General features: G+C 69.0%; 18 protein-coding genes and 2 pseudogenes. 11 read left to right on the top strand and 9 right to left on the bottom strand.

Features of this window, described 5'->3' with window-relative positions:
- Positions 1-30 precede the first annotated feature (30 nt).
- Entirely contained in the window at positions 31-1,542 is a 1,512-nt protein-coding gene (locus AB0I94_RS28100; RefSeq protein WP_363312489.1) for a DUF6801 domain-containing protein, read from the bottom strand.
- A 742-nt stretch (positions 1,543-2,284) separates the two neighbouring features.
- On the opposite strand from AB0I94_RS28100, the gene AB0I94_RS28105 reads away from it, so the two are divergent.
- Positions 2,285-3,526, top strand: coding sequence for a helix-turn-helix domain-containing protein (locus AB0I94_RS28105; RefSeq protein ID WP_363312490.1), 1,242 nt, complete (start codon positions 2,285-2,287; stop codon positions 3,524-3,526).
- Here AB0I94_RS28105 and AB0I94_RS28110 read toward each other — a convergent pair.
- Complete coding sequence (locus AB0I94_RS28110; RefSeq protein ID WP_363312492.1) at positions 3,467-4,786, bottom strand: condensation domain-containing protein; 1,320 nt, start codon at positions 4,784-4,786, stop codon at positions 3,467-3,469. The genes AB0I94_RS28105 and AB0I94_RS28110 overlap by 60 nt on opposite strands.
- Positions 4,787-5,127: 341 nt before the next feature.
- Here AB0I94_RS28110 and AB0I94_RS28115 point away from each other — a divergent pair, with 341 nt between their 5' ends.
- The 3 genes and pseudogenes from AB0I94_RS28115 (at position 5,128) to AB0I94_RS28125 (ending at position 6,710) form a co-directional block, all read left to right on the top strand.
- Positions 5,128-5,598: a hypothetical protein gene (locus tag AB0I94_RS28115; protein ID WP_363312493.1), complete on the top strand. Its 471-nt coding sequence runs from the start codon at positions 5,128-5,130 to the stop codon at positions 5,596-5,598.
- Between the two features lie 133 nt (positions 5,599-5,731).
- Positions 5,732-6,031: pseudogene (locus AB0I94_RS28120) on the top strand (transposase); the annotation flags it as partial.
- 238 nt (positions 6,032-6,269) lie between these two features.
- Entirely contained in the window at positions 6,270-6,710 is a 441-nt protein-coding gene (locus AB0I94_RS28125; RefSeq protein ID WP_363312494.1) for a hypothetical protein, read from the top strand.
- 106 nt (positions 6,711-6,816) lie between these two features.
- Here AB0I94_RS28125 and AB0I94_RS28130 read toward each other — a convergent pair whose 3' ends face one another.
- Together AB0I94_RS28130 and AB0I94_RS28135 are read right to left on the bottom strand one after the other, a co-directional pair.
- The gene (locus AB0I94_RS28130) at positions 6,817-7,233 is read right to left on the bottom strand and encodes a transposase (RefSeq protein ID WP_363312495.1); all 417 of its coding nucleotides are present in this window, start codon (positions 7,231-7,233) and stop codon (positions 6,817-6,819) included.
- Between the two features lie 132 nt (positions 7,234-7,365).
- Positions 7,366-9,180: a helix-turn-helix domain-containing protein gene (locus tag AB0I94_RS28135; protein WP_363312497.1), complete on the bottom strand. Its 1,815-nt coding sequence runs from the start codon at positions 9,178-9,180 to the stop codon at positions 7,366-7,368.
- 177 nt (positions 9,181-9,357) lie between these two features.
- Between AB0I94_RS28135 and AB0I94_RS28140 the strand changes: the two genes are divergently transcribed.
- From AB0I94_RS28140 to AB0I94_RS28150, 3 genes are all read left to right on the top strand, one after another.
- Entirely contained in the window at positions 9,358-10,317 is a 960-nt protein-coding gene (locus AB0I94_RS28140) for a winged helix-turn-helix domain-containing protein (protein WP_363312498.1), read from the top strand.
- 122 nt (positions 10,318-10,439) lie between these two features.
- Positions 10,440-10,733: a hypothetical protein gene (locus tag AB0I94_RS28145; RefSeq protein WP_363312499.1), complete on the top strand. Its 294-nt coding sequence runs from the start codon at positions 10,440-10,442 to the stop codon at positions 10,731-10,733.
- A 243-nt stretch (positions 10,734-10,976) separates the two neighbouring features.
- The gene (locus AB0I94_RS28150) at positions 10,977-12,524 is read left to right on the top strand and encodes an ISL3 family transposase (RefSeq protein ID WP_363312614.1); all 1,548 of its coding nucleotides are present in this window, start codon (positions 10,977-10,979) and stop codon (positions 12,522-12,524) included.
- Positions 12,525-12,564: 40 nt separating this feature from the next.
- Here AB0I94_RS28150 and AB0I94_RS28155 read toward each other — a convergent pair whose 3' ends face one another.
- The gene (locus AB0I94_RS28155) at positions 12,565-13,047 is read right to left on the bottom strand and encodes an Imm21 family immunity protein (RefSeq protein ID WP_363312500.1); all 483 of its coding nucleotides are present in this window, start codon (positions 13,045-13,047) and stop codon (positions 12,565-12,567) included.
- A gap of 131 nt (positions 13,048-13,178) precedes the next feature.
- Here AB0I94_RS28155 and AB0I94_RS28160 point away from each other — a divergent pair, with 131 nt between their 5' ends.
- Together AB0I94_RS28160 and AB0I94_RS28165 are read left to right on the top strand one after the other, a co-directional pair.
- Entirely contained in the window at positions 13,179-13,358 is a 180-nt protein-coding gene (locus AB0I94_RS28160; protein ID WP_363312501.1) for a hypothetical protein, read from the top strand.
- Positions 13,359-13,614: 256 nt separating this feature from the next.
- Complete coding sequence (locus AB0I94_RS28165) at positions 13,615-14,220, top strand: HD domain-containing protein (protein ID WP_363312502.1); 606 nt, start codon at positions 13,615-13,617, stop codon at positions 14,218-14,220.
- A 162-nt stretch (positions 14,221-14,382) separates the two neighbouring features.
- Here AB0I94_RS28165 and AB0I94_RS28170 read toward each other — a convergent pair.
- A pseudogene (locus tag AB0I94_RS28170) lies at positions 14,383-14,628 on the bottom strand (helix-turn-helix domain-containing protein); the annotation flags it as partial.
- A 683-nt stretch (positions 14,629-15,311) separates the two neighbouring features.
- Here AB0I94_RS28170 and AB0I94_RS28175 point away from each other — a divergent pair.
- Entirely contained in the window at positions 15,312-15,503 is a 192-nt protein-coding gene (locus tag AB0I94_RS28175; protein ID WP_363312503.1) for a DUF4236 domain-containing protein, read from the top strand.
- A gap of 231 nt (positions 15,504-15,734) precedes the next feature.
- On the top strand, positions 15,735-17,420 hold the full coding sequence (locus AB0I94_RS28180) for a membrane-associated oxidoreductase (RefSeq protein ID WP_363312504.1): 1,686 nt from the start codon (positions 15,735-15,737) through the stop codon (positions 17,418-17,420).
- A gap of 114 nt (positions 17,421-17,534) precedes the next feature.
- Here the strand turns inward: AB0I94_RS28180 and AB0I94_RS28185 are convergent, their stop codons facing one another.
- The 3 genes from AB0I94_RS28185 to AB0I94_RS28195 form a co-directional block, all read right to left on the bottom strand.
- Positions 17,535-17,945: an enoyl-CoA hydratase-related protein gene (locus tag AB0I94_RS28185; protein ID WP_363312505.1), complete on the bottom strand. Its 411-nt coding sequence runs from the start codon at positions 17,943-17,945 to the stop codon at positions 17,535-17,537.
- 491 nt (positions 17,946-18,436) lie between these two features.
- Positions 18,437-18,847 carry an Imm10 family immunity protein gene (locus tag AB0I94_RS28190; protein WP_363312506.1) on the bottom strand — a complete coding sequence of 137 codons (411 nt, stop codon included), beginning with the start codon at positions 18,845-18,847 and terminating at the stop codon, positions 18,437-18,439.
- Between the two features lie 220 nt (positions 18,848-19,067).
- Positions 19,068-19,940 (bottom strand): alpha/beta hydrolase, encoded by an 873-nt coding sequence (locus AB0I94_RS28195; protein WP_363312507.1) that lies wholly within the window; start codon positions 19,938-19,940, stop codon positions 19,068-19,070.
- Positions 19,941-20,245 lie beyond the last annotated feature (305 nt).

Consider the following 20,245-nt stretch of genomic DNA (forward strand, 5'->3'; position numbering starts at 1 on the left):
CTGGTTCGGCTTGTGTGCGCGGCTCGCGGATCAGAGTTCGGGCAGGGGAGGCGCCTTGCAAGACGATCCGGTGCAGATGGGGCCCTGCCGGATCTTCAAGGGGTTGCCGGGCCCGGAGACCGTCGCCGTGAGCAGGGGGTCCAAGTCCTCACCGTTGGCCCCGCAGCCCGAGAAGGGCGGGATGTCGAGCGTGCCCTGCAGGAGCCCGCCGCTGGTGACCGGATAGTTGCCGGTGAGCTGGGTGTCGACGGGGCGTGAGGTACGGCACCTGGGCCCGACGTCGAGGGGCACGCCGTTGACCCGTACGTCGTAGAGGCGCAGATGCTGCCAGTAACCGGCCCTGGTGACCGGCGACCTGCCCGGCCTGATGATGTTCACCACGGTCGCGGGCTGCGCCTCGAAGCGCACCTTGGCGGTGATCGGCTGGAAGCCGAAGGTGAGGAACGTGCCCTCGGTGTCAGGTAGTTGCATGATCCCGAGATGGTCGTACTCGTTGTAATCGGGTGCGGACACATGACGCATGAGCATCCCCAGACGCATCAGGCCGACCCGGGGATTGCGCGGGTCGTTGATGATCGCCGAGCCCTTCAGCTTGCGCATGGTCGCGAAGCCCACCGGTACCGCGCACGCCGAGGTCGGTTCGCCCTTGGTGACTTCACCGCCCGGCGGCACCGGGGGCAGACGCTTCGGGTCGAGCTCGCCCTTCGGGGGGTCCGCCGGGCACTGATCCGTGGCGGCGCGGGGCCGAGGTCCGGCGTCGATGCCTTTCGGGGGGTGGGCGCCCGAGTCCGTGGGATCGGTGGGCGGCGCGTCGGGGGTTTCGGTGGCGGGGGCCTCGACGGGGACGGTGGCGATGAGCAAGTCGGCGTCGCGGTGCGGGGTGCAGGTCAGCGTGATGGGCTCGGGGGGTTTCGTGCCCATCACCGCTCCCGTGTCCGCGCCCGTTCCTGTCCTCTCCCCCCTTTCCGTGGCCGTGTTCGGGGGGCTTTCGACAGCAAGTTCTAAGCCCAACTCCCTAGCTGTGAAGGCAACTTCGCCCTCTAAGCCGACAGTCACATGCGGTACGTCACCACTGAAGCCGAACTCGACGGCCCCCTCCGCGGGCAGCGCCACCGCGCCCGCGGCCAGCCCCGCCCACTCGGCTCGCGCCCGCTCCCGCCCCTGCGTGACCGCCGTGGCCAGCGTGGCCGTGCCGAAGACCGACTTGGTACCCGCTGGCAGCAGTTGTGCCACCACGGCCCGCGGCAGGTTCGCCCGTACGGTCACGCCCGCGGGCCGGATCGGCTTGCCCACCGCGCCGCGCTCGGGGAACTCCGCGTCGAGGGCGACCTCGATCGGCTGCGTACGGCCGGGACTTCGCCGGCCGCCGGAGGGGACCCGCTGTGCGTTGAAGGGAAGTGAACAGTCGTACGCGGCCGTGAGCCGGGCCTCTTGTTGGTCCCGCGCCGCAGAGCCCGGCCCGGACAGCAGACCGAGCACGCACACCGCCGCGGTCACGGCCGCCAGTCGCGCCGTGCGCGGGCTGCTCAGGGCGCCTCTCATCGCTGCTCTCCAATCAGGGGGCGGACCCCGCGGCGGGGGCCGCCGCGGGGTCCGATGGAGGGGTCCTGGCGTGATCCGAGGGGGGCCGGGACCACCAACGCGGAAAGAGATCCGCACTCCGCAGGACCGAAAGCGGGTGCCGGTTAATGCCTTCCGATAAGCCCGTTCTACTTCCAGGCCACCTTGCTACTTCTGGTCAACTTCCTACTTCCTGCTCAGCTTGCGATCCGGACCCTACGCACGGGTAACTGAGGGGCGCAACTGCCGAATTGGAAACGCTCCCGAACTCAAAGCCGGCGGACGATTACTTGTCCCACGGGCGGTAATTCCTGGAGCGGCTTCATACACAAGTGAGCAACGAGCGCCCAGCCCCTTGACGAAAACCGGATGCCGCTCTCTCCGTGCGGCCCCACGGGCAGGCTCCCGCCCGCCTTTGTCATCGGAGCAATAAAATGTGCGGGATGTTCATCCTGCGGTGAGCAATCTGCTCCCTGACCCTTGACGGACAGCGCCTGAACAGGGCGCCCTGAACACGTTGCCAACGGAACAGAGTTGTCCGAATGAGAGTGGTGAGCCAGGTGCACACCAACTGTCCATGGTCTACCGTGCCAAGGATTCCGCAGCGCCAAGAACGAATATGACCCGCCGCCAGCCGGCGACCACCGAGGTCGCCCTGGACCGGTCCTGCCTCTCACCACTACCGATCAGCGGTTCTGATCACGCGCGGAGTAAGGGGAGTTCCATGGCAACTGTAGCAAAGGCGGGAGATACCGGACATCCGGCGCCTGCTCTGCCACGTGAGTTCGCCACCATCATGCGGCCCGAACTACCCGGACTCATCCAGGAAGTCATCGATGAGATCCGCCGCTCCTACCCCGAGTACGCAGAAGTCCTCGACGGTCCCTATTCCCGGGCCGTGCATCTCATCGTCGAGCACAATCTGACGAACTTCGTGGATCAGGTCGCCGCCCCGGATGCCTCCACCGTCCAACGCGACAAGGTGTGCCGCATGTTCGGCCGCTTCGAGGCCTACGAGGGCCGCAGCCTGGACACCATGCAGGCGATCTTCCGGCTCGGCGCCCGGCTCGCCCTCAACCGGGCCAAGGGCATGCTGCGACGGCTCAACCTGCCGGCCGGCCTGATGCTCTCCTTCGCCGACGCCCTGCTCGCCTACGTGGACGACCTGATCGAGGTCTCCCGTGAGGGGTATCAGGAGGCCCAGACGGAGATGGAGCAGGGCCAGGACATCCAGCGCCGGCGACTCCTGGAGCATCTGCTCTCCGATGTGGCCGTCCCCAGGCCGACCCTGGTCGAACTCGCCGAGCGTGCCAAGTGGCAGCTGCCCGACGAAGTGACACCCATCGCTTTCAGCGCGGACGCACGACCGGACCGGGGGGCCATCTCCGAGGACGTCCTGGTCGAGCTGGGCTCCCCGCATCCGCACGCCCTGATACCGGGCGCCGTCGACGAACACCGCCGCGCCTTCATGGACGCGGCCCCGCACACCATCCGCGCGGCCGTCGGTCTGACCGTGCCGCTCGGAGACGCGGCGGAGTCCCTGCGCTGGGCCCGAAGAGCCCTGAGCCTCGCCGAGGCGGGCATCCTGGACAGCGCCCCGTACATCCACTGCGAGGACCATCTGGTATCCCTCGCCCTCTATGCGGACCCCGGCCTGATCACAGCGCTCGCCAAGCAGCAACTGGGCCCCCTGGCCGGTCTCACCGCGAATCAGCGCGAGCGCCTCATCGACACCCTGCGGGCGTGGCTCGACACCCGGGGCAACGCCGTGCAGATGGCCGAGCTGCTCCATCTGCACCCGCAGACGGTCCGCTACCGGCTGCGCAACCTGGAGAAGGCCTTCGGCGACCTGCTGGCATCGCCGGACCACCGCTTCGCCATGGAACTGGTCCTACGGGCCCTGGCCTTACGCTCCCGCCGCACCGGTACGACACACCAGCCGGACCCGCACGCCGTCACGGGCTGACCCCTTCGGCCCGCCCGCCGCAGCAGCACGGACCGCAGCCTGCTGTAGCCGCACACGGCGACCCGCCACAGCGTCCTTGAGCTCGTAGCCGCTCTCCCCCCGCGACCTCCCCGGCGCCAGCACCGTGTTCAACAGCCACGGTGAGCTGGTCGGGGCGGGCCAGATTGCGCACCGAGGCGTGCGCGACGGTGCCACCGCGCCCACCACCTCCACCGGGTGCGAGCCGGGATCGCGTGGGTCGTGGTCCTGTCCGAAGGAGCCGTGTTCGGCGCGGACCAGGCCGCCGCCCCCCGTCTCGGGACGCGCGTCCCACTGGCCGAGGTAGTTGAACACCACCTGGCTGTGGGCCCGGTCACCGAGGCGTTCACGGGCCTCGGGCGGGCCGAAGGTGCGCAGGGCGCCGTAGCCGATGCCGTTGCCGTTGCCGGGCACGGCGCGCAGCTGGCGGCGGACCGACTTCACCAGGGACCGCCAGTCGCGGTCCGGGCCGAGGCCGCCGTGGTCGGGCACCTGGACGGCGACCGGATAGACGGTGGTGAACCAGCCGACGGTGTGCGAGAGGTCGACGCCGTCGAGCAGGTCCTCCCGACCGTGGCCCTCCAGGTCCAGGCGGACCCGGTCGTGGCCGGTCCAGCGGGCCAGTGACAGGGCGAGCGCGGCGAGCAGCACGTCGTTGACCCGGGTGCGGTAGGCAGTGGGCGCGGAGCACAGCAGGGCCGCGGTGTCGTCCTCGTCGAGTTCCACGCTCACCGTGGCGGCCGGTCCGCCGTCGCCGATTGCCGCGGCCGGGTCCGCCGGGGCGGGCTCGGCGCCCGCCGTCTGCTCCCGGTGCGGCAGCTCGCGGTCGAGGCCGCCGTCGGCGACGTGTTCGGCCAGGCGCCGGGACCATGCACGGAAGGCGACGAGCCGGGCCGGTGCGCCGGGCCCCTCCCTTGCGCGGACAACCACGGCCGCGTCCCGCACCAGCGGGCTGCGCCGCAGCGCGCTCTCGACCTCCCCGGGCTCGATCCGGAAGCCACGCAGCTTGACCTGATCGTCGGTGCGACCGGCGAACCGCAAACGGCCGTCGGCGGTCCAGCGGACCAAGTCGCCGGTGCGGTACATCCGCTCCCCCGGCGCGCCGAACGGATCGGGCAGGAACCGCTGGGCGGTGAGCCCCGGCCGGCCCAGGCAGCCGCGGGCGAGGCCGGGCCCGGCGACGTACAGCTCGCCGGTCACGCCGGGCGGCACGGGACGCAGGGCGGCGTCCAGCACGTACACGCGAGTGGCAGTTGCCCGGGTGCGCGGGCCTCAGGCCGGGATGAGCCGAGGTGGCCGAGCGCCTGGTAGCCCAGGCCGCGGCGGGGCACGGCGCGCAGCCGTTCCTTGACGGACTTGAGGGTGGTCGCCCAGTCGTCCGGTCCTGCCCGCGCGCCCCGCACGGTTCGGTGGGCCACCCGGTGACGGCCATGGCGGCCGCAGCCGAATCCGGACGTTGTCACGGCTGCGCAACAGCACCGCACGCCTCACGGTTCACCCCGGATCTCCGGCTAGCGTTCCCGTCGCCGCCACTGGAGACCCGACGGCCGTCCAACGGCCGCGGGACATCGGAAGGGAACCTCATGAGGATCAAGCAACTCGGCCGGATCGGTACGGCTGGTGGGCTCACCGTCGCAGCGGTGGGCGCATCGATCGTCTTCACACCGTCCATGGCGTCCGCGGACAGCACCTGGGAGTGCTACGGCAAGCAGGTCAAGCGCTGCGCGACCGTATGGTGGGACGACGAGGCCGACACCTACCGGGCACGGGCGAAGATCACCGACACCGCCGGCGGTGGCAACTACACGGTCGCGGTCAACGACGTGAAGCTCCTGCGCTTCAACGGCACCAGGACGCTGACGGTGAAGTCCGCCAAGGACAACGACGGCTGGCACCGCACCCAAGACCTGGCAGGCACCTCCTCGGTCAACCCGTGCAGGTGGCCGACGAACAGTTTCCAGGTACAGGCGAAGTTCACCTGGAAGAAGCAGGGCGGGACCGCGAGCACCAAGACCTGGCGCCCCGACATGGGCTGGGGCCACGCCTGCAACTGACGTGTCCCTCCGGTGCCCTGCCCGAAGCGAACCATCGCGCTCTCGCTCCGAGCAGGGCACCTGCCCGTCGCTCCCGGGCTACTGGCGCGAGGGCCACAGCCGCGACGGACTCCCGATCATCCTGGTCACCTTCCGGACTCGCGAACAGTTCGAGACCCAACGGCGCATCCGCGCAGACCAGATCACCGATGCGTGGAAGGAACGCTACGCATTGAGGGCCGGCGTCGAGGGCAGCATGGCCCAGGCATCCAGCCGCTGCGGCGTCCACCGAGCCCGCTACCGCGGGCTCGCCCGCACCCACCTCCAGCACGTACTCACCGCCACCGCTCTCAACCTCGTCCGCACCGACGCCTGGCTCGCCGGGACTCCACCGGCCGGAGCCTGGACATCACGCCTCGCCCGCCTCCACAACCCCCACGCAACCGCTATGTGAATTGGCCAGCAGGGTCGATCAAGGGGAAACTTCAGTGACGTATTCGGTAAGGCGCTTGGCCTGGTGCCAAGTGTCTGACTGTTCTCCGAGAGAAGTCTCCCCCTGTTTCGGGCACACCCGGAACACCTGGATCGCTCCCGCCCGTCTCAGCAACCCTGGACGAGTCAGCGGGGCGCACCGGACCCGACCAGCCCGGTGCAGATCGGAGAGGGAGATGTTGGTGGCAAGGAAGGCCCTCGTGGGAATCGGGGCCGCGGCGCTGCTCGCGACCGGCGGCATGGCGACGGCGGTCGCCCAGGACGGCGGCTCCGGCCAGGAAGCCCGCGGCGTCAAGGCGTCCTCCAAGGCCAACGCCAAGTACGCCTACGCGCACGCCACCTGGAAGTGGAAGGGGGCGGGCTCGACCGGCAAGGTCAAGGTGTACGTCAACGACCAGGACTGCAACGGATACAGCGCCTACGCCTGGATGCAGTTCAGGCGTGCCACCGGGCAGACCGTCGACGGGGACAACTACTACTGGAACAGCGACAGCCTCTGCAAGGGCAAGGGCCAGACGCGCCAGGGCCCCAGGTTCAGCGACGACTTCAACGTCACCCACGGCCGCGTCGTGGTGTGTCAGTCCGACTGGGGGCCGGACACCTGCAAGTACGGCAAGTGGCACAGGAACCCCAAGGCCTGACCGGCCCGCCAGGCACATGGTGCCCGGCCCTCCGCCCACGGGATGCTGTTGGCCAATGCGGGCTTGATTGTTTCGCCCCGCCGCCATGCGGCGGGGCGAAGTGCCGTCAGGGGGGCTCGGGGTGTGTCGGTGAGCCGGGATGCGAGCGGATGAGGTGGACAGCGGCGCCGGTGAGCTGGTGCTGGAGGCTGGACCTGGGCAGGCCGCGGTAGCGGGCCCTGCGCAGGCTGCAGACCAGGACTGCCTGGGAGACGGCGCCTTCCACCTCGGCACGGATCTTGTGGCGGTCCTTCCACTCCTCGGTGGTCTGGAGCTTCCGTGCCTGAGGAAGGGCTTCGTAATCATCGCGGGGGCGGAGGTGGATCTCCCGGTGCCGGGCCTTGGGAGAACTGAGGCACTCGTGCAGCTGGGGGCAGGTGCCGCAGTCGGCCGGCGAGAAAAACCGGACTCGGATGGGCGGCAGTCGCTCTACCGAACGGCCGTGATGCCACTGCGTGCTGGCGAAGCCGCTCGGGCCTCGCACACATCGACATCGCAGACCCTCCCCAGCACGACGTCGGCCCCTCCCCGAGACAAAGCCGCAGGAGGCCGACGTCGGAACCCGCAGCCGAATTGGCCAACAGCATCCGAGTAGACGAGCCGGGTGCCCGGCCGTTCACGCCCGGTACTCCACGAGCACTGGCGTCTCCCCGTACTCCACCCGCTCTCCCGGCCGCACCCGCTCACTACTGCCGTCCATCCGGCGCAGCAACTCGGCCCCCTTGCTCAACACGCTGACAGTCCGGCCGCGTTGGGTCCACCGAATCGCCATCCAGGGCTCCGCGGCATCGGCCTCACGGTCCTGACCGCGCCGGAAGACGCACTCGAGGACGCCGTCCGGCAGGCCCACGCCTCTGCCCTTTCCGCAGGATGTGATCCGTCTGTCCGCGAGCCAGCCATGCAGCCGACCGATGCGGCGGCCCGCCTCCGTGGGCGGTCCACCCACAAGCTGGACGACCAGCGGGATATTCCGACTGCCCCAGGCGTAGAAGTACATCCGGTCGACGTTCGACTTGCGGATGTAGAGGCCGACCAGATAGAAGCGCACGGCATAGTCGTTGGCGCGCCGGTCGGACAGTCGGGCCCCGTCGTCGATCTCCGCACCCGGGCCGGTGTTCCACACCCGCTGGCCCTCGCTGTTCTTGCGGAAGACGTCCTCGGCCTTGGCCGCGAGTTCGATGATTTCTTCGGGTGGGCCGTCGGCCCGGCGCGGGTGCAGTTTGAGTGCCGCGGCATCACAGAACTCGTATGCGCCGGTACGTACGAACTTTGCGAGCAGCGCCCTGCCTTCGGGCTCCCACAGCTTGCCGAAAGAGGGGCATGCCACCTTCGCGTCCGGGTCGGCACGCTTGATGATGCGCGCAGCCCTGCGCACCATCTCGGCCAGGGTGTACATGTTCCCGTCATAATGAGATGTGGCCCCCACGCTGTCCCAGAGTTCGTACGCCCCGATCCGCGAGCGGTAGCGAGTGGCGACCGCCTTGACGAAGCGGTCCCAGTCGGCCAGGTCGTCGGGTGGTGCGGCGCGCGAGTCGTCCGGGTACGGCGTCTTCGGGCCGCCGGGAGCCGCCCAGCCAGGGGTGCCGCCGAAAACGAACACGATGGGCAGGCGCTTGCGTTCGGCGCCCCTCACCGAACACTCAAGGACCTCCCAGTCGAACTTTCCCTGTTCCGGCTCGACTTGGGACCAGCGGGTCTCGCTCTCCCAGAAGCGGACACCGCTGACGTCGAAGTCCGGCATGAGGCCGGTGTCAGTGTTCATCGTGATACCGAAGAACTCGCGGTCGAGCGGCTTGGGCGCCAGAGCCCAGTACGGGCCGGCGACCCGCTGGCCTGACGGCGGGCCCGCGGTACCGCCGCTCGCCGTACCGCCAGCGCCGGCGCCTGCGCCTGCGCCATCCGAGTCCGAACGCCGGTCGAGAGTCACGGTGCTCACGACGGAAACGGCGACGATGACGGCGATCAGGAGCGTACGCAAGCGCAGCCGGGTACCTGGCCCAGCGAACCAGGCTGCCTTGTCCAGCAGTCGAGGCTTCGCCCGGCTCCCCTGGGCAGCAACTTGAGTAGCTCCTTGAGCGTCGCCTTGAACGGCGTTCTGGGCGGTGCGTTGAGTCGCGTCTTGAGCGTCGGAAGGTTTGGCGGGCTGTTCCGCGGCTTCCGCGTCCGCCGCCGCCTCTGTCTCGGCCTCCCGCGCCTGCGCTTCCGCTCGCGTCCACGCCGCGTACAACCGGTCCAGCTCTTCCTGCCCCGCCCCGCACACTCGCGCGATCCGCTCGACCACGCCGAAGCTGGCGGGCACGGTCAGGCCCTGACAGTAGCGGTGTACCGAGGAGCGGCTCAGGCCTGTGCGGTTCGCGAGGGCGGTATAACTGCGACCGCTGCGCTCCTTCAACCCCTGCAGAAGGTCAGCCAGTTGGTGACTGTCACTCATCGGCTCGCCCCAGTGTCCGTCCCACAGGGGCAGAAGATAGCAGGCAGGGCGGATTCGGGCGTCCCATCGTCCCAGCGGGACGCGTCCGGCTTGCCAGGGACACGTCTCACCGAGATCGTCGTCCCTGTGGCCGTTCGGGGGAACGGCGACCGCTCAAGGCATCGGGGGAAACACAACGTGCTGCGTGTCCATTTCACCGTCGCGGACCTCGTCCGCACCCGGGTCTCGGACGGAGCCGACCCGCTCTGGGAGACCGTCCTGAGTCTGCACCGCCTGCAGGACAAAAGCCCCGATCCGGCCCTGGCCGTCTGGCGCCATCCGGGGGACGGCGCCAGGCAGGGGCCACTCGAGATGCTCCTGCCGCTCGTACCGCGACGCGGGTACTTCCCGGACTTCCTCACGCCGGCGGCGGGGGCGGCCGGAATAGAGCACGGTCTGGAGGCGCTGATGTCCACGCCGCGCACCCGGTTGCGCGACGAACTCACCGTCCTGGGCGGCCGCAACCCGCTGCCATCCTGGGTCCGCTCCCTGGCGGACGGCGAACCCACGGCGCTGCGCCGCCTTGCCCGCGCCGTAGGGACGTACTACGACAGGACGCTCGGCCCCAACTGGGCCCGCATCAAAGGCCGAGCGCACACCGACCGCGCCCTGCGCCTGCAGGCGCTGTGGCACGGCGGTGCGGAGGCGATGCTGCGGACGTACGGCCCTGCGATGCGGTGGCGCTCGCCGGTGCTCGAAGTGGCCTACCCGGTCGAGCGTGACCTGCACCTGGACGGGCGCGGGCTGCTCCTGGTGCCGTCCTGCTTCGCCCGCAGCCCGGTCGCTCTCGCGGACGCCGCGCTGCCGCCGACGCTCGTCTATCCGACCCGGGCCCGGTCGGCCGATGATGCTGCGTGCACGTACAAGGGCCTGGCCCCCCTGCTCGGCCCCACCCGGGCTGCGGTGCTCCAGGCGCTCTCCGGCGCCCCAACCACCACCGAACTGGCGCGCCGGGCCGGGGTCTCGCTTTCCTCGGCGAGCGAGCACGCCGCCGTCCTGCGCGGCGCGGGCCTGGTCTCCAGCGTCCGGCAGAGCAATGCCGTACGCCATGCGTTGACACCACTCGGTTCGGCGCTCTTGAGGGAAGTCAGGCCCTAACGGTGGTTTGTCAGAGCGGGCGGTAGAGGTCAAGAGGTCTGCCGGTGCCGACGATGCCGAGCAGGGCCTGGAGTTCGGTGGGCGGGAGCCTGGTTGTCCAGGCTCGCCAGTAGCGTTGCAGCGTGGCCCAGGGCGTCAGCCAGCCACGGACGGCGCGGATGGCCTGGGACCGGCAGGCCGTCCGGGGCTGGCGGGGTGGCTTGGCCGCCGCCCCGTACGCGCTGGCGGCCGCCGTCTCGCTCGCGGCCTCCCGCCTGACCACGGCGGCGGCCGAAGCGGTACGGGACTCCGGCACAGCGGCGCTCCCTGGCGTTGGCGCCCTGGTGGTGTTCCTGGCCACGCTGGCGGCCGGAGCCCTGGCGTGCGCTGGCCGCTGGCCGCTCGCCCGGGCGGTCAGCGCACTGCCCGTCATCTAGCTCGTCGCCCAGGTGCACGCATCCGACTGGCTGCTGCCGATGCTGGCCGCGGTGGTGCTGGCTTCGTAGGTGACGGTTGGGTTCTGGCACAGATCTTGGGGAGCCGTCGCGGAGGGTGACGGCATTGTTCGATTGCGAGGGACTGGCTCGTGCGAGACGGCGTACGCCCAGACCCCTGACAGCCCGGAAGTGACGCCCCCTCAGGTGCATTCTGTTCGCTGCCCTGGTCGGCTGTGGACGGTGATGGTGCTGGTCACGCAGACCGATGCACCGTTCTGGGACTCGCTGGTGTTCGCCGGGATCGACGAGGTGGATGTCGAGGCGGTTACGGCCGCGTTCGGCACGGTCGAGGTGGTGGCGAGAGGCCGCACGGCCGGGGCGGCGTGTCCCGGCTGCGGTCGCTTCTCGGGCCGAGTCCGCGACCGATATCAGCGCAGGCTGAGGGACCTTCCTCTGGCTGACCAGGGCTTTGTGATCCGGCTGACGGTCAGGTGCTTCATCTGCGGGTCGGCGGACTGCCCGCGGCGGACGTTCGCCGAGCCGTTCTCCCGGCTGGCCGCCCCGCACGCGCGGTTCACCACACGGCTCAACCACGCCTTGGAGCGAGTGGGGCTGGCCTTGGCGGGGCGGGCCGGCGCTCGGCTGGCGGCCCAGCTGGGCTTCGGTGCGGGACGGATGACGTTGTTACGCAAGGTCATGGCACTGCCCGATCCGTGGTTCAGTACTCTGCGGGTGCTGGGCGTGGACGACTTCGCGATCCGCCGCGGCCAGACGTACTCCACCGTTTTGACCAGCGTCGACGACCACCGGGTGGTCGATGTGCTCCCGAAGCGTGAAGCGGGGCCGCTGGCCGCCTGGCTGATCCGTCACCCCGGCGTGGAGATCATCTGCCGGGGCCGGGCGGGCGCCTACGCCGAGGGCGCCCGGCGCGGCGCTCCCGATGCTCTGCAGGTTGCTGACCGGTTCCATCTGTGGCAGGGCCTGGGCCGGGCCGTTGAGACGTGCGTCGCCGCTCACCGCGACTGCCTGCGCAACCCGACGCCCAGCGGCATGCTGCCGCAGGACGCCCGGACGGCTTCCGGCCAGCCGCAGAACGACGCGGAGCCCATCGGCCGGCGGGCCGAGCGCAAGAAGGCCGCACACGCCCTGGTCCACGAGATGCTCGTCCAGGGTCACTCACGCCGGGCGATCGCCCGGCACCTGGGCTTGGGTCTCAACACCGTGCTCCGGTACGCGGCCGCCGCACGCTGGCAGGGGACCATCCGCGAGAACCGGCCCCGGCCCAGCAGGTTGGACCCCTACAAGCCCTACCTGGAACGGCGATTCGCCGAGGGATGCACCAGCGTCACCCGACTCCACGGCGAGCTGGTCACCGAGCAAGCTCCCGTCACCTACGGCATGGTCCGAGCCCACATCGCCACCTTGCGCGGGGCTCCGTCCGCCGCACCGCCACGGCCGCCGACGGTACGGCAGGTGACAGGCTGGTTCACCCGCCGCCCCACGGTCCTGACCGAGGAGGACCGGGCCGGTCTGAAGGACGTCCTGACCCGCTGCCCCGAACTGGACACGACTGCCGGACACGTCCGCGACTTCGGCGAGATACTCAGCGACCGCCTCGGTGCCACGCTCCCCGCCTGGATCGATGCCGTCGACGCCGTGACCGCCGGCCTCACCCTGGACTGGAGCTCGGGCAGCATCGAGGGCGCCGTGAACCGCATCAAAAGGATCAAGAGACAGCTCTACGGTCGAGCCGGATTCGAACTCCTACGCAAAATGATCCTGCTTCAGTGACGCTCGGCAGCGACTCCCCAGGATCTTTACGAACGTCGGGTCAGTCCAGCTCGACAAAGCGATGGACGCGAAAGGACGTCAGGTTGTTCGGTTCGATGCTTGCCGAGTCCACTCGGTAGCGGCCGGCGGCGAGGTCGAGGGTGGTGCTGTCCGTGAGCATCCCGACCTCGGTGCCGAAGTAGGCGGCGTCGAACATAACAAGCTCGCCAGTGGTGCTGAGTACGGGTCCTTCCTTCCACTCGGCGGTGGGAAGACCAGTCCGGATGATGTCGGCGACACCTTCCCCACTCTCCGCGTAGTGCCAGCGGACGAGGACTCGATGCTCGGGAAGGTAGGAGGTGGAGAGAGGTTCGTCCCCGAGGACGAGCGCCTCAGCTCCGTCAGGCAGTTCGAGGACCCCGACGAAATCCGTCACCTCGCAGGCCCGGTCGTAGTCGCCTTCCGTTCCCGACCAGTGCGGCAGTGCAGTGCGCGGAACCACGATGAAGGGGCCGCCCTCCGTATCCAGCCACGTCAACGACATGCCGCCTCCATCCTTTGGCTCTTCGTTCCGTGGCGACAGCGTATGTGCCGGGTCGGACAAGGGTCACGCCTGTGGTGGTCGAGGTGCACGGTATCGGGCCCAGGGTCGTGACCATCTGTTGCCGTCGAACAATGCCGCCACCCTCCGCGACGGCTCCCCAAGATCTGTGCCAGAACCCAAAACTGACCTACAAAGCCATGGTGCTGATGCCGGGAGCCGTCGAGCCGGCGAGGACCGACCGGCGCCTGGCCCTGACCTTCGCCACGCTCACCTGGCTGCCCGCCTTGGCGCGGCCGCGCTGTCCGCAGTGAATACGCCCGGCCTTGGCATGATCGGCCAACTCGCCCCCGCTATGGCCGTACTGGCGCTGCGGTCGGCCGCACGGGGCCGCCGCCCTCACCACCTGCTGGCCATCGCCTTCGCGAGCGTGCCATGGGCCGGAGCGCCGGCCGGTTCACCGATCGGCCTAGGTGTGCTGTTACCGGGAACCTTCACCGCGGTGGGAGCTCAGATCCGGCTAAGCTGCGGATCGCGAAACGGTGTTCGATTGCAAGGGGGGGCAGGCAGATGTTGACCGAGGTTGCAGGAGTGCGCGTACCTGTGGGGCGGGCGGCAGAGGCTGCGCGACTGGTATGTGAGGAATACGCTGACGACGCGCTGTACCACCACTCTGTGCGGTCGTACTTCTTCGGCGCGGCCTGGGCGGAGACACGTGGCCTCGACTTCGACCGGGAGCTGTTCTTCGTCTCGGCATTGCTGCACGACTTGGCTCTCACTCCGCCCTTCGACAGCCACACGCTGTCGTTTGAAGAGGCTGGTGGCCACCTGGCCCGGGTCTTCACGGCCGGTCTCGGCTGGCCGACTGAGAGACGCGATCGGGCAGCTGAGCTGATCGTGCTCCATATGCGGGGCGATGTTGCGCCGGAAGTAGACGTGGAGAGTCGGCTGTTGCAGGTGGGGACCAGCGCGGATGTCTCCGGGGCAGGGATGGAGGCCTTCGACGCGTCGTTCAGAGACGCGCTCGTCGAGGCGTACCCCCGACTGGGCTTTGCCAAGTCCTTCGTGCACCTGTTCCAGGGTCAGGCGGAGCGCAAGCCAGGATGCGCGGCGGCGGAGTTGGTAGCGGCAGGATGGGCGAAACGGACCATGTCGAACCCGCTCGATCAGGGCTGAGTCCGCGAGTGTTCCACGGGTTGCCCTGGGCTTCGGCGAGGGGCCGTCCGCCACAGCCGACGTCTTTCTCGCTGCGGATGCGGATGCGGATGCGGGCGCGTTCGCGTCGCTGGGCGGCTAGGGCGTCGGGGTGGCGGGCGTTCTGGTGGCGCCAGCGTCGGAGAGTTTGCGGATCGACCAGCGGGTAAACGGCTGACCGAGCTTGCGGGCGCGGGTGATGGCCGTCTGGATGACGAACTCCTCGTCGTCAACGACGAGCAGGCGGGAACGGCCCCCACCCACTGAGGATCCAGGCAGGCCAGCCCGATTTCGTTGAAGCGGTGGACCACATCCCGGACAGTGTCCGCGTCCGCCTGTACGAGCTTCGCGATCACCCACGCTGTTCCCGCCCGCCGAAGCCAGCAGCATGATCGCCCGCCGGAAGCGCACCGTGCTGGTGCTGCCCCGCCGCACGACCCGCTGAAGCTGAGGTGTCTCAGCGGAAAGCGGCGGTGTTCCGGGCGACCCAGGCAGCGAAGGGGCGTGGCCACGTATGCGTTCCACGTCCGGGTTGAGCGCAGTTCGGCCGGATTCGGGACGGAGATGATGTCCAGGGTGTCGCCGGCGAGTTCGGCGAGCACGAACCGGCGAACACGAACCGGCGAGCACGAACCGGCGAGCACGAACCGGCGAGCAAGCCTGCACCACCTGGAACAGGTCCATGGACCACATGACGTGACCGGCGTGCACCCCGCGCGCCCCGCAAGGCCGTCACGGACATACGACGCGATCTGCGCCGCTTCCCTGCCCGCGACATCCGCTCCGCCGTCGATCTCGCCGGACGCACCGCTTCGTTCCTGGCTGCCGGCTGACGTTCCGCCCGCTTCGCCCGGCCGCAGAGGACGGCGGCGGCCGCGAGCAGGGGGCCGTGTGCTTGGGTTTCGTCATGCGGGTGATCTTGGCCAGTCTCCCCCGGCAGCCACATCCCCCAACTGGACCGTGTGAGGGGGGTTGCCCTGAGCGATGAACTGGGGGCATGGACACGGGGGCCGCCGCGTACGTGGGGGGGCGGCCGCCTCCGGGCACCCGGAGACAGGCATCAGGAAGGTTCCATGCCGCTCACGTTCCGCAAGAGCTTCCGGATACTTCCCGGCATACAGCTGAACATCAACAAGCGCTCGTGGTCCCTCACCACAGGCGGCCGCCACGGCCCCCGCCGCACCCACAGCAGCGCCGGTCGGCGCACCACGTCGATGGACCTGCCGGGCCCGTTCGGCTGGCGCCGCACAACGAAGCGACGGTAAGAGGACAGCAGGAGAACAGCCTTGAGACGGCTCCGGGCCCGCCCGAAGTGCATCTGTCAGATGGCAAGCCGCTGACCTGATGCGGTGGCACGTTGGTTGTGGACACCGGGCCTCAGTGTTCAACTGACATGGCTTTCGCGGAAGCGTGCTGATGGCCGGGACAGCTCTGTTGATCGCGGTCGTCCCGCGAGCCCGTTGACAAAGACCGACCCGCGTAGCCACAGTCGCGCGATGGAGATCGATGAGCTGACCCCGGCCGAACTGCGGGTCTGGCAGGCGTTTCCGCGCGGGACCGAGGTCAACTTCCGTACGACCCCCGACGAGGAGGCCACGGCCGGGAACACCTGGGGGCCCGAACGCACGCTGCGCGCCACGGTGTTGCGCACACTGCTGCTCAACGGGCCCCGCACAACGGGCGAGACCGCCGTCCTCAAGGTGGCGGGAGCCCGGATCACGGGCCGGCTCGACCTCCAGTACGCGGCCGTCGACTGCCCCGTCCACCTGTGGGCCTGCTACTTCGAGGAAGAAGTCGACCTGTACGGCGCCCAGCTACGCCACCTCAGTCTCGGCGTCTCCGTCCTGCCGTCGTTGCATGCCACGGCGCTCAGACTCGACGACTCACTGCGCTTGACGCTGTGCCGGGTGCGAGGCCCCGTACGCCTGGCCGGGGCACGGATCACGGGGGCGCTGTTCCTGGACCGTGCCCACATCGGCGAACCGGCTCAGGGGGCCGACTCGACCTCCGCGCCGCCGCCCGACGACGTCTTTGTCCCGCCCATACCACCTGTCCCGAACCGGCGTCGCGAGGACGTCCTGCAGCTCAACGGCGTCGTGGTCGAGGACCATCTCTCGGCACGCGGCCTGACCGTGCACGGCACGCTCCGTCTGCACGGCGCGAGCATCGCGGGCGCCCTCGACCTCGACGGGGCGCAGCTCAACTGCCCCACGGGCGTGGCCCTACGCGGCACTGGTCTGACGGTTGGCTCCGACCTCAATGCCCGGCACATGACGGCGAACGGCGAACTCTGCCTCAAGGGAGCGACGATCGCGGGCACGCTCGGCCTCAGCGACTCGCGGCTCGACAACCCCACTGACACCACCTTGCATGCCTCGACGCTCAGCGTCGGCGCGGATCTGAACGCGACGCGGCTCGTCTCGAACGGCCGGATCAATCTGCGCGGTGCGCGCATACCAGGCCAGCTCAATTTTGCCTACGCAACGCTCTCCCACCCGGGCGGTGTCACTCTGCGAGCCAGCAGCCTGGTCGCCGGTGAACTCTGGTTCCGCGAGGCGCGGCCCATCCAGGGCATGGTCTCACTGCGCCGCTCCCAACTGGATCTGCTCCACATCGCCTCGGAGACGTGGCCCGACGAGGTCCGGCTCGACGGCCTGGCCTACACCACACTCGCCCCGCACGAGCCGGCCGAACGCCGACTCGCGCTACTGCGCAGGGACAAAGACGGCCACGTCCCGTTCTCGTACGAACAACTCACCGCCGCCTACCGCCGCATCGGCGACGACGACGCGGCCCGAACGGTCCAACTCGCCAAACAGCGTCGGCACCGCGCAACTCTGTCGCCCTACGCCCGCCTGTGGGGCTACGTCCAGGACGCTACGGTCGGCTACGGCTTCCGCCCCGTCCGCGCGGCCTCCTGGCTGTTCTCACTCCTGCTGATCGGCACACTCGCCTACACGGCCGAGCGCCCCCGCGCCCTGAAACCGGACGAGGCCCCGACCTTCCACGCGTTCTTCTACACACTCGACCTTCTGCTGCCGATCATCGACTTCGGCCAGGAACATGCCTATACGCCGACCAGCACGGGACTCCAATCGCTGGCCTACGCCCTGATCATCGCGGGATGGGTCCTCGCGACGACGATCGCGGCGGGCGTCACCCGCACGATCAGCCGCCAATGACAGGCCCGGCGAACCAGGGTGATCGAACTGACCACTCGACAACGCGCGTGCCGGCAATGGCTGAGGAACTCTTCCCACGGAGCCTCTGCGCACGGATGGCGAGAGCTTGGGCACTCAGATGCTGTTGGCGATGCGCTCGTGGTCCCGTTCGCCCTCGCGGGTCTGGATACCGGCGGCGAGCAGCTTGTGGGCGAGGTCGGTGACCTCATCGTCGAACGCCGCGAGCAGGCCCTCGTTCTCAACGGCGTACGCCGCACGCGGAATCGGCTGCGCGACCGCGTCGACCGCAGCCTTCGTGATGGAGATCACCTCCGGCCGGAGGCCGGCGATCCGTCGGGCGAGGGTGTCGACGAAGGAATCGAGTGCTGCGGCGGGCAGGGCACGGTTGATCAGGCCGTACCGTTCCGCGAGCTCCGCGCCCACGAGTTCGGCGCCGGGGATGAGCTCCAGCGCGCGGGCCCTTCCTGCCAGGCGCGTCATGTTCACCGTGCCGCCGCCTCCAGGGAGGATCCCCAACCGAGCCATCCGAAGCGGACGGTGTCCACGCGCAGCCGTGCGGGGCCGACGAGGCCCCCACAAGTGCCTATCGCGCGATCTCTTACGCCGCGGGCCAGCCGATCGACTTTGGACCTGGTTTGGGCTCCGGCGCGAGGTTCACCAGGCTGCGGGGCGGCCTCGCCGTCGGGAAGCAGTTCTCGGCCAGGGGGATGTGGACCTACGGAAGCGAGCAACCTTGTGCCACCTCGGCTCTACATGCCGAAAGCGTCCCTGACAGGAGCAGTGAGAACGCGCCCCATGAAGTGATACAAGACCCCAGGAGTGAAGCAAAAGTCGTGCCCAGCGCGTGACACAACGGAGCCAGCCGTTCCCGCCGTCACGGCACGCCAGCGATGACGACTCCCCAGCGAGCGAATCACGCCGCCTGTGTCGACGCTCGCGTAATTGGTTCAGGCCCTGATTCCCCACGCACACCTTCGCCTCCACGTAATTCCCCACACCACGGGCCGGGGTGCGGCTCAGACAGCCAGACGAGTGGGCACAGCGTTCGCGCGTCCGTAGGCGAGCACCCGGGCCAGGACTTCGCGGAACAGGGCGATGTCCTTGGCAGGTGCCTCGATGACTGCCTCGATTTTGCTGTCGCTCAACCCCAGGCTTTCCAGCGCTTCAGGGTTGAGCGAGATTCGAAGGACGTTGCCCGTCAGAACGGCCTCGCGTACACAGCCGTACGCAGTTCCCTGCCCGGCCGTGACCAGGCAGTGTGTGTCCATCCCCAGAGCCACCTCTTGATCGTCTGGGTCTTCCTCTCCGGCCATGAACATCAAGATGAAGCCGCTTCCATCTTCACCCTCGGCGAGAGCGGCTTCCGTGAAGTAACCGTCAGGATCGATCTCTGTTGTGGCTGCGCGGGCAGTGAATCGATACGTCATGACGAGGTTCTACCAGCGCCCTCACTCGAGCTCGCCGGCAGGGGCGGGCACCGGCTGCCATTCTGCCATTCCACAGGACGGCGCCAGCGCTGCGGACCCGCTGGCTTTGTCCACGGGAATGGGCTCTGGTCCACTCCGTGTGGTGTTCGCACGCTGAGTGAACAGAGCTGCGGCCATCTCCCTCTGGTTAAGTTTTGTGACCGTGCTCCGTGAGCGGTCGCTACCGAAGTGAGCCCTGCTGCAGGAAGTCACTGAGTGCAGAGGCCAGCGCTTCGGGCGCCTGTTCGGCGACATGATGCCCGGACTCGATGCCGTGGCCGTGGACGTTGTGCGCCCACCGGCGCCAGATCACGCGGGGGTCACCGTACAGATCCTCCATGTCGTCTTGAAGCGACCAGAGGACCAGCGTCGGGCAGGCGATGCGCGCACCGGCGGCGCGGTCGGCTTCCTCATGCTGTCGGTCGATGGTGAGGCCGGCACGATAGTCCTCAAGCATCGCCCGAACCACGTCAGGATTGCGTGTGGCCTGCCGCCACTCGTCATAGTTCTCCTGTCCCATCATCTCTGGGTCACCGCGGTACCAACTGTCGGGATCGGCGGTGATGACTCGTTCGGGGACGCCCGGCTGTGCGAAGAAGAACCAGTGCCACCACTGAGTGGCGAACTCGACGGTGATCCGCGACAAGTGTTCCGTCAACGGCAGGCAGTCCGCGAAGACCACCTGGGAGACGGTCTCGGGATGGTCGAGCGTGAGGCGCAGCGCCACGCTCCCTCCGCGGTCATGCCCGACGAGCGCGAACCGGCGATGCCCGAGGTGGCGCATCACGGCCACCACGTCTTGGGCAACCGCACGCTTGGAATAGCCCGCATGATCCGCCGTGAAGCGCGGTCCCCTGGAGCGCCCGTAGCCCCGCAGGTCCGGGCAGACCACCGTGTGACCGGCTCGCACAAGCAGCGGAGCGACCCGGTGCCATGTCGCCGACGTGCGGGGATGCCCGTGCAGCAAGACCACTGGCGGACCGTCCCCACCGAAGCGGACGAAGACGCGTGCCTGGCCGACATCGATCTGCGTTGTTTCGAACTCCTCGAACACTCGGCCTCCTGGGCTCGGCTCACATACCGCGCCTTACCGTCGGCGCGGTGCCGGCATTCCCTTTTGTCCCGGCTGACAACGGTCATGCGTCCGCTTCTACGACCGGTCACGCCAAGAGGACTCGTTTGCGCGAGAGTTCGATTCCTGCGCGGCCGTACATCTGCCGTTTGAGCATCTTGATCCTGTTGACGTGCCCTTCGATGACGCCTGAGCTCCATGGCATGACTTGACGGGCAACAAGTACGGAGGCTCTCCATGGGCCGACTGGTAGGCCCGTCTTGTCGGACTCATCCTGTGAAGCGCGT

This window comes from Streptomyces sp. NPDC050147 (assembly GCF_040660195.1).
Classification (GTDB): Bacteria; Actinomycetota; Actinomycetes; order Streptomycetales; family Streptomycetaceae; genus Streptomyces.

Coding starts and splice junctions, on each gene's coding strand:
- AB0I94_RS28100 (WP_363312489.1), bottom strand. CDS start 1,542: ATGAGAGGCGCCCTGAGCAGCCCGCGCACGGCGCGACTGGCGGCCGTG.
- AB0I94_RS28105 (WP_363312490.1), top strand. CDS start 2,285: ATGGCAACTGTAGCAAAGGCGGGAGATACCGGACATCCGGCGCCTGCT.
- AB0I94_RS28115 (WP_363312493.1), top strand. CDS start 5,128: ATGAGGATCAAGCAACTCGGCCGGATCGGTACGGCTGGTGGGCTCACC.
- AB0I94_RS28135 (WP_363312497.1), bottom strand. CDS start 9,180: ATGAGTGACAGTCACCAACTGGCTGACCTTCTGCAGGGGTTGAAGGAG.
- AB0I94_RS28150 (WP_363312614.1), top strand. CDS start 10,977: ATGGTGCTGGTCACGCAGACCGATGCACCGTTCTGGGACTCGCTGGTG.
- AB0I94_RS28155 (WP_363312500.1), bottom strand. CDS start 13,047: ATGTCGTTGACGTGGCTGGATACGGAGGGCGGCCCCTTCATCGTGGTT.
- AB0I94_RS28160 (WP_363312501.1), top strand. CDS start 13,179: ATGCCGCCACCCTCCGCGACGGCTCCCCAAGATCTGTGCCAGAACCCA.
- AB0I94_RS28165 (WP_363312502.1), top strand. CDS start 13,615: ATGTTGACCGAGGTTGCAGGAGTGCGCGTACCTGTGGGGCGGGCGGCA.
- AB0I94_RS28175 (WP_363312503.1), top strand. CDS start 15,312: ATGCCGCTCACGTTCCGCAAGAGCTTCCGGATACTTCCCGGCATACAG.
- AB0I94_RS28180 (WP_363312504.1), top strand. CDS start 15,735: ATGGAGATCGATGAGCTGACCCCGGCCGAACTGCGGGTCTGGCAGGCG.
- AB0I94_RS28185 (WP_363312505.1), bottom strand. CDS start 17,945: ATGGCTCGGTTGGGGATCCTCCCTGGAGGCGGCGGCACGGTGAACATG.
- AB0I94_RS28190 (WP_363312506.1), bottom strand. CDS start 18,847: ATGACGTATCGATTCACTGCCCGCGCAGCCACAACAGAGATCGATCCT.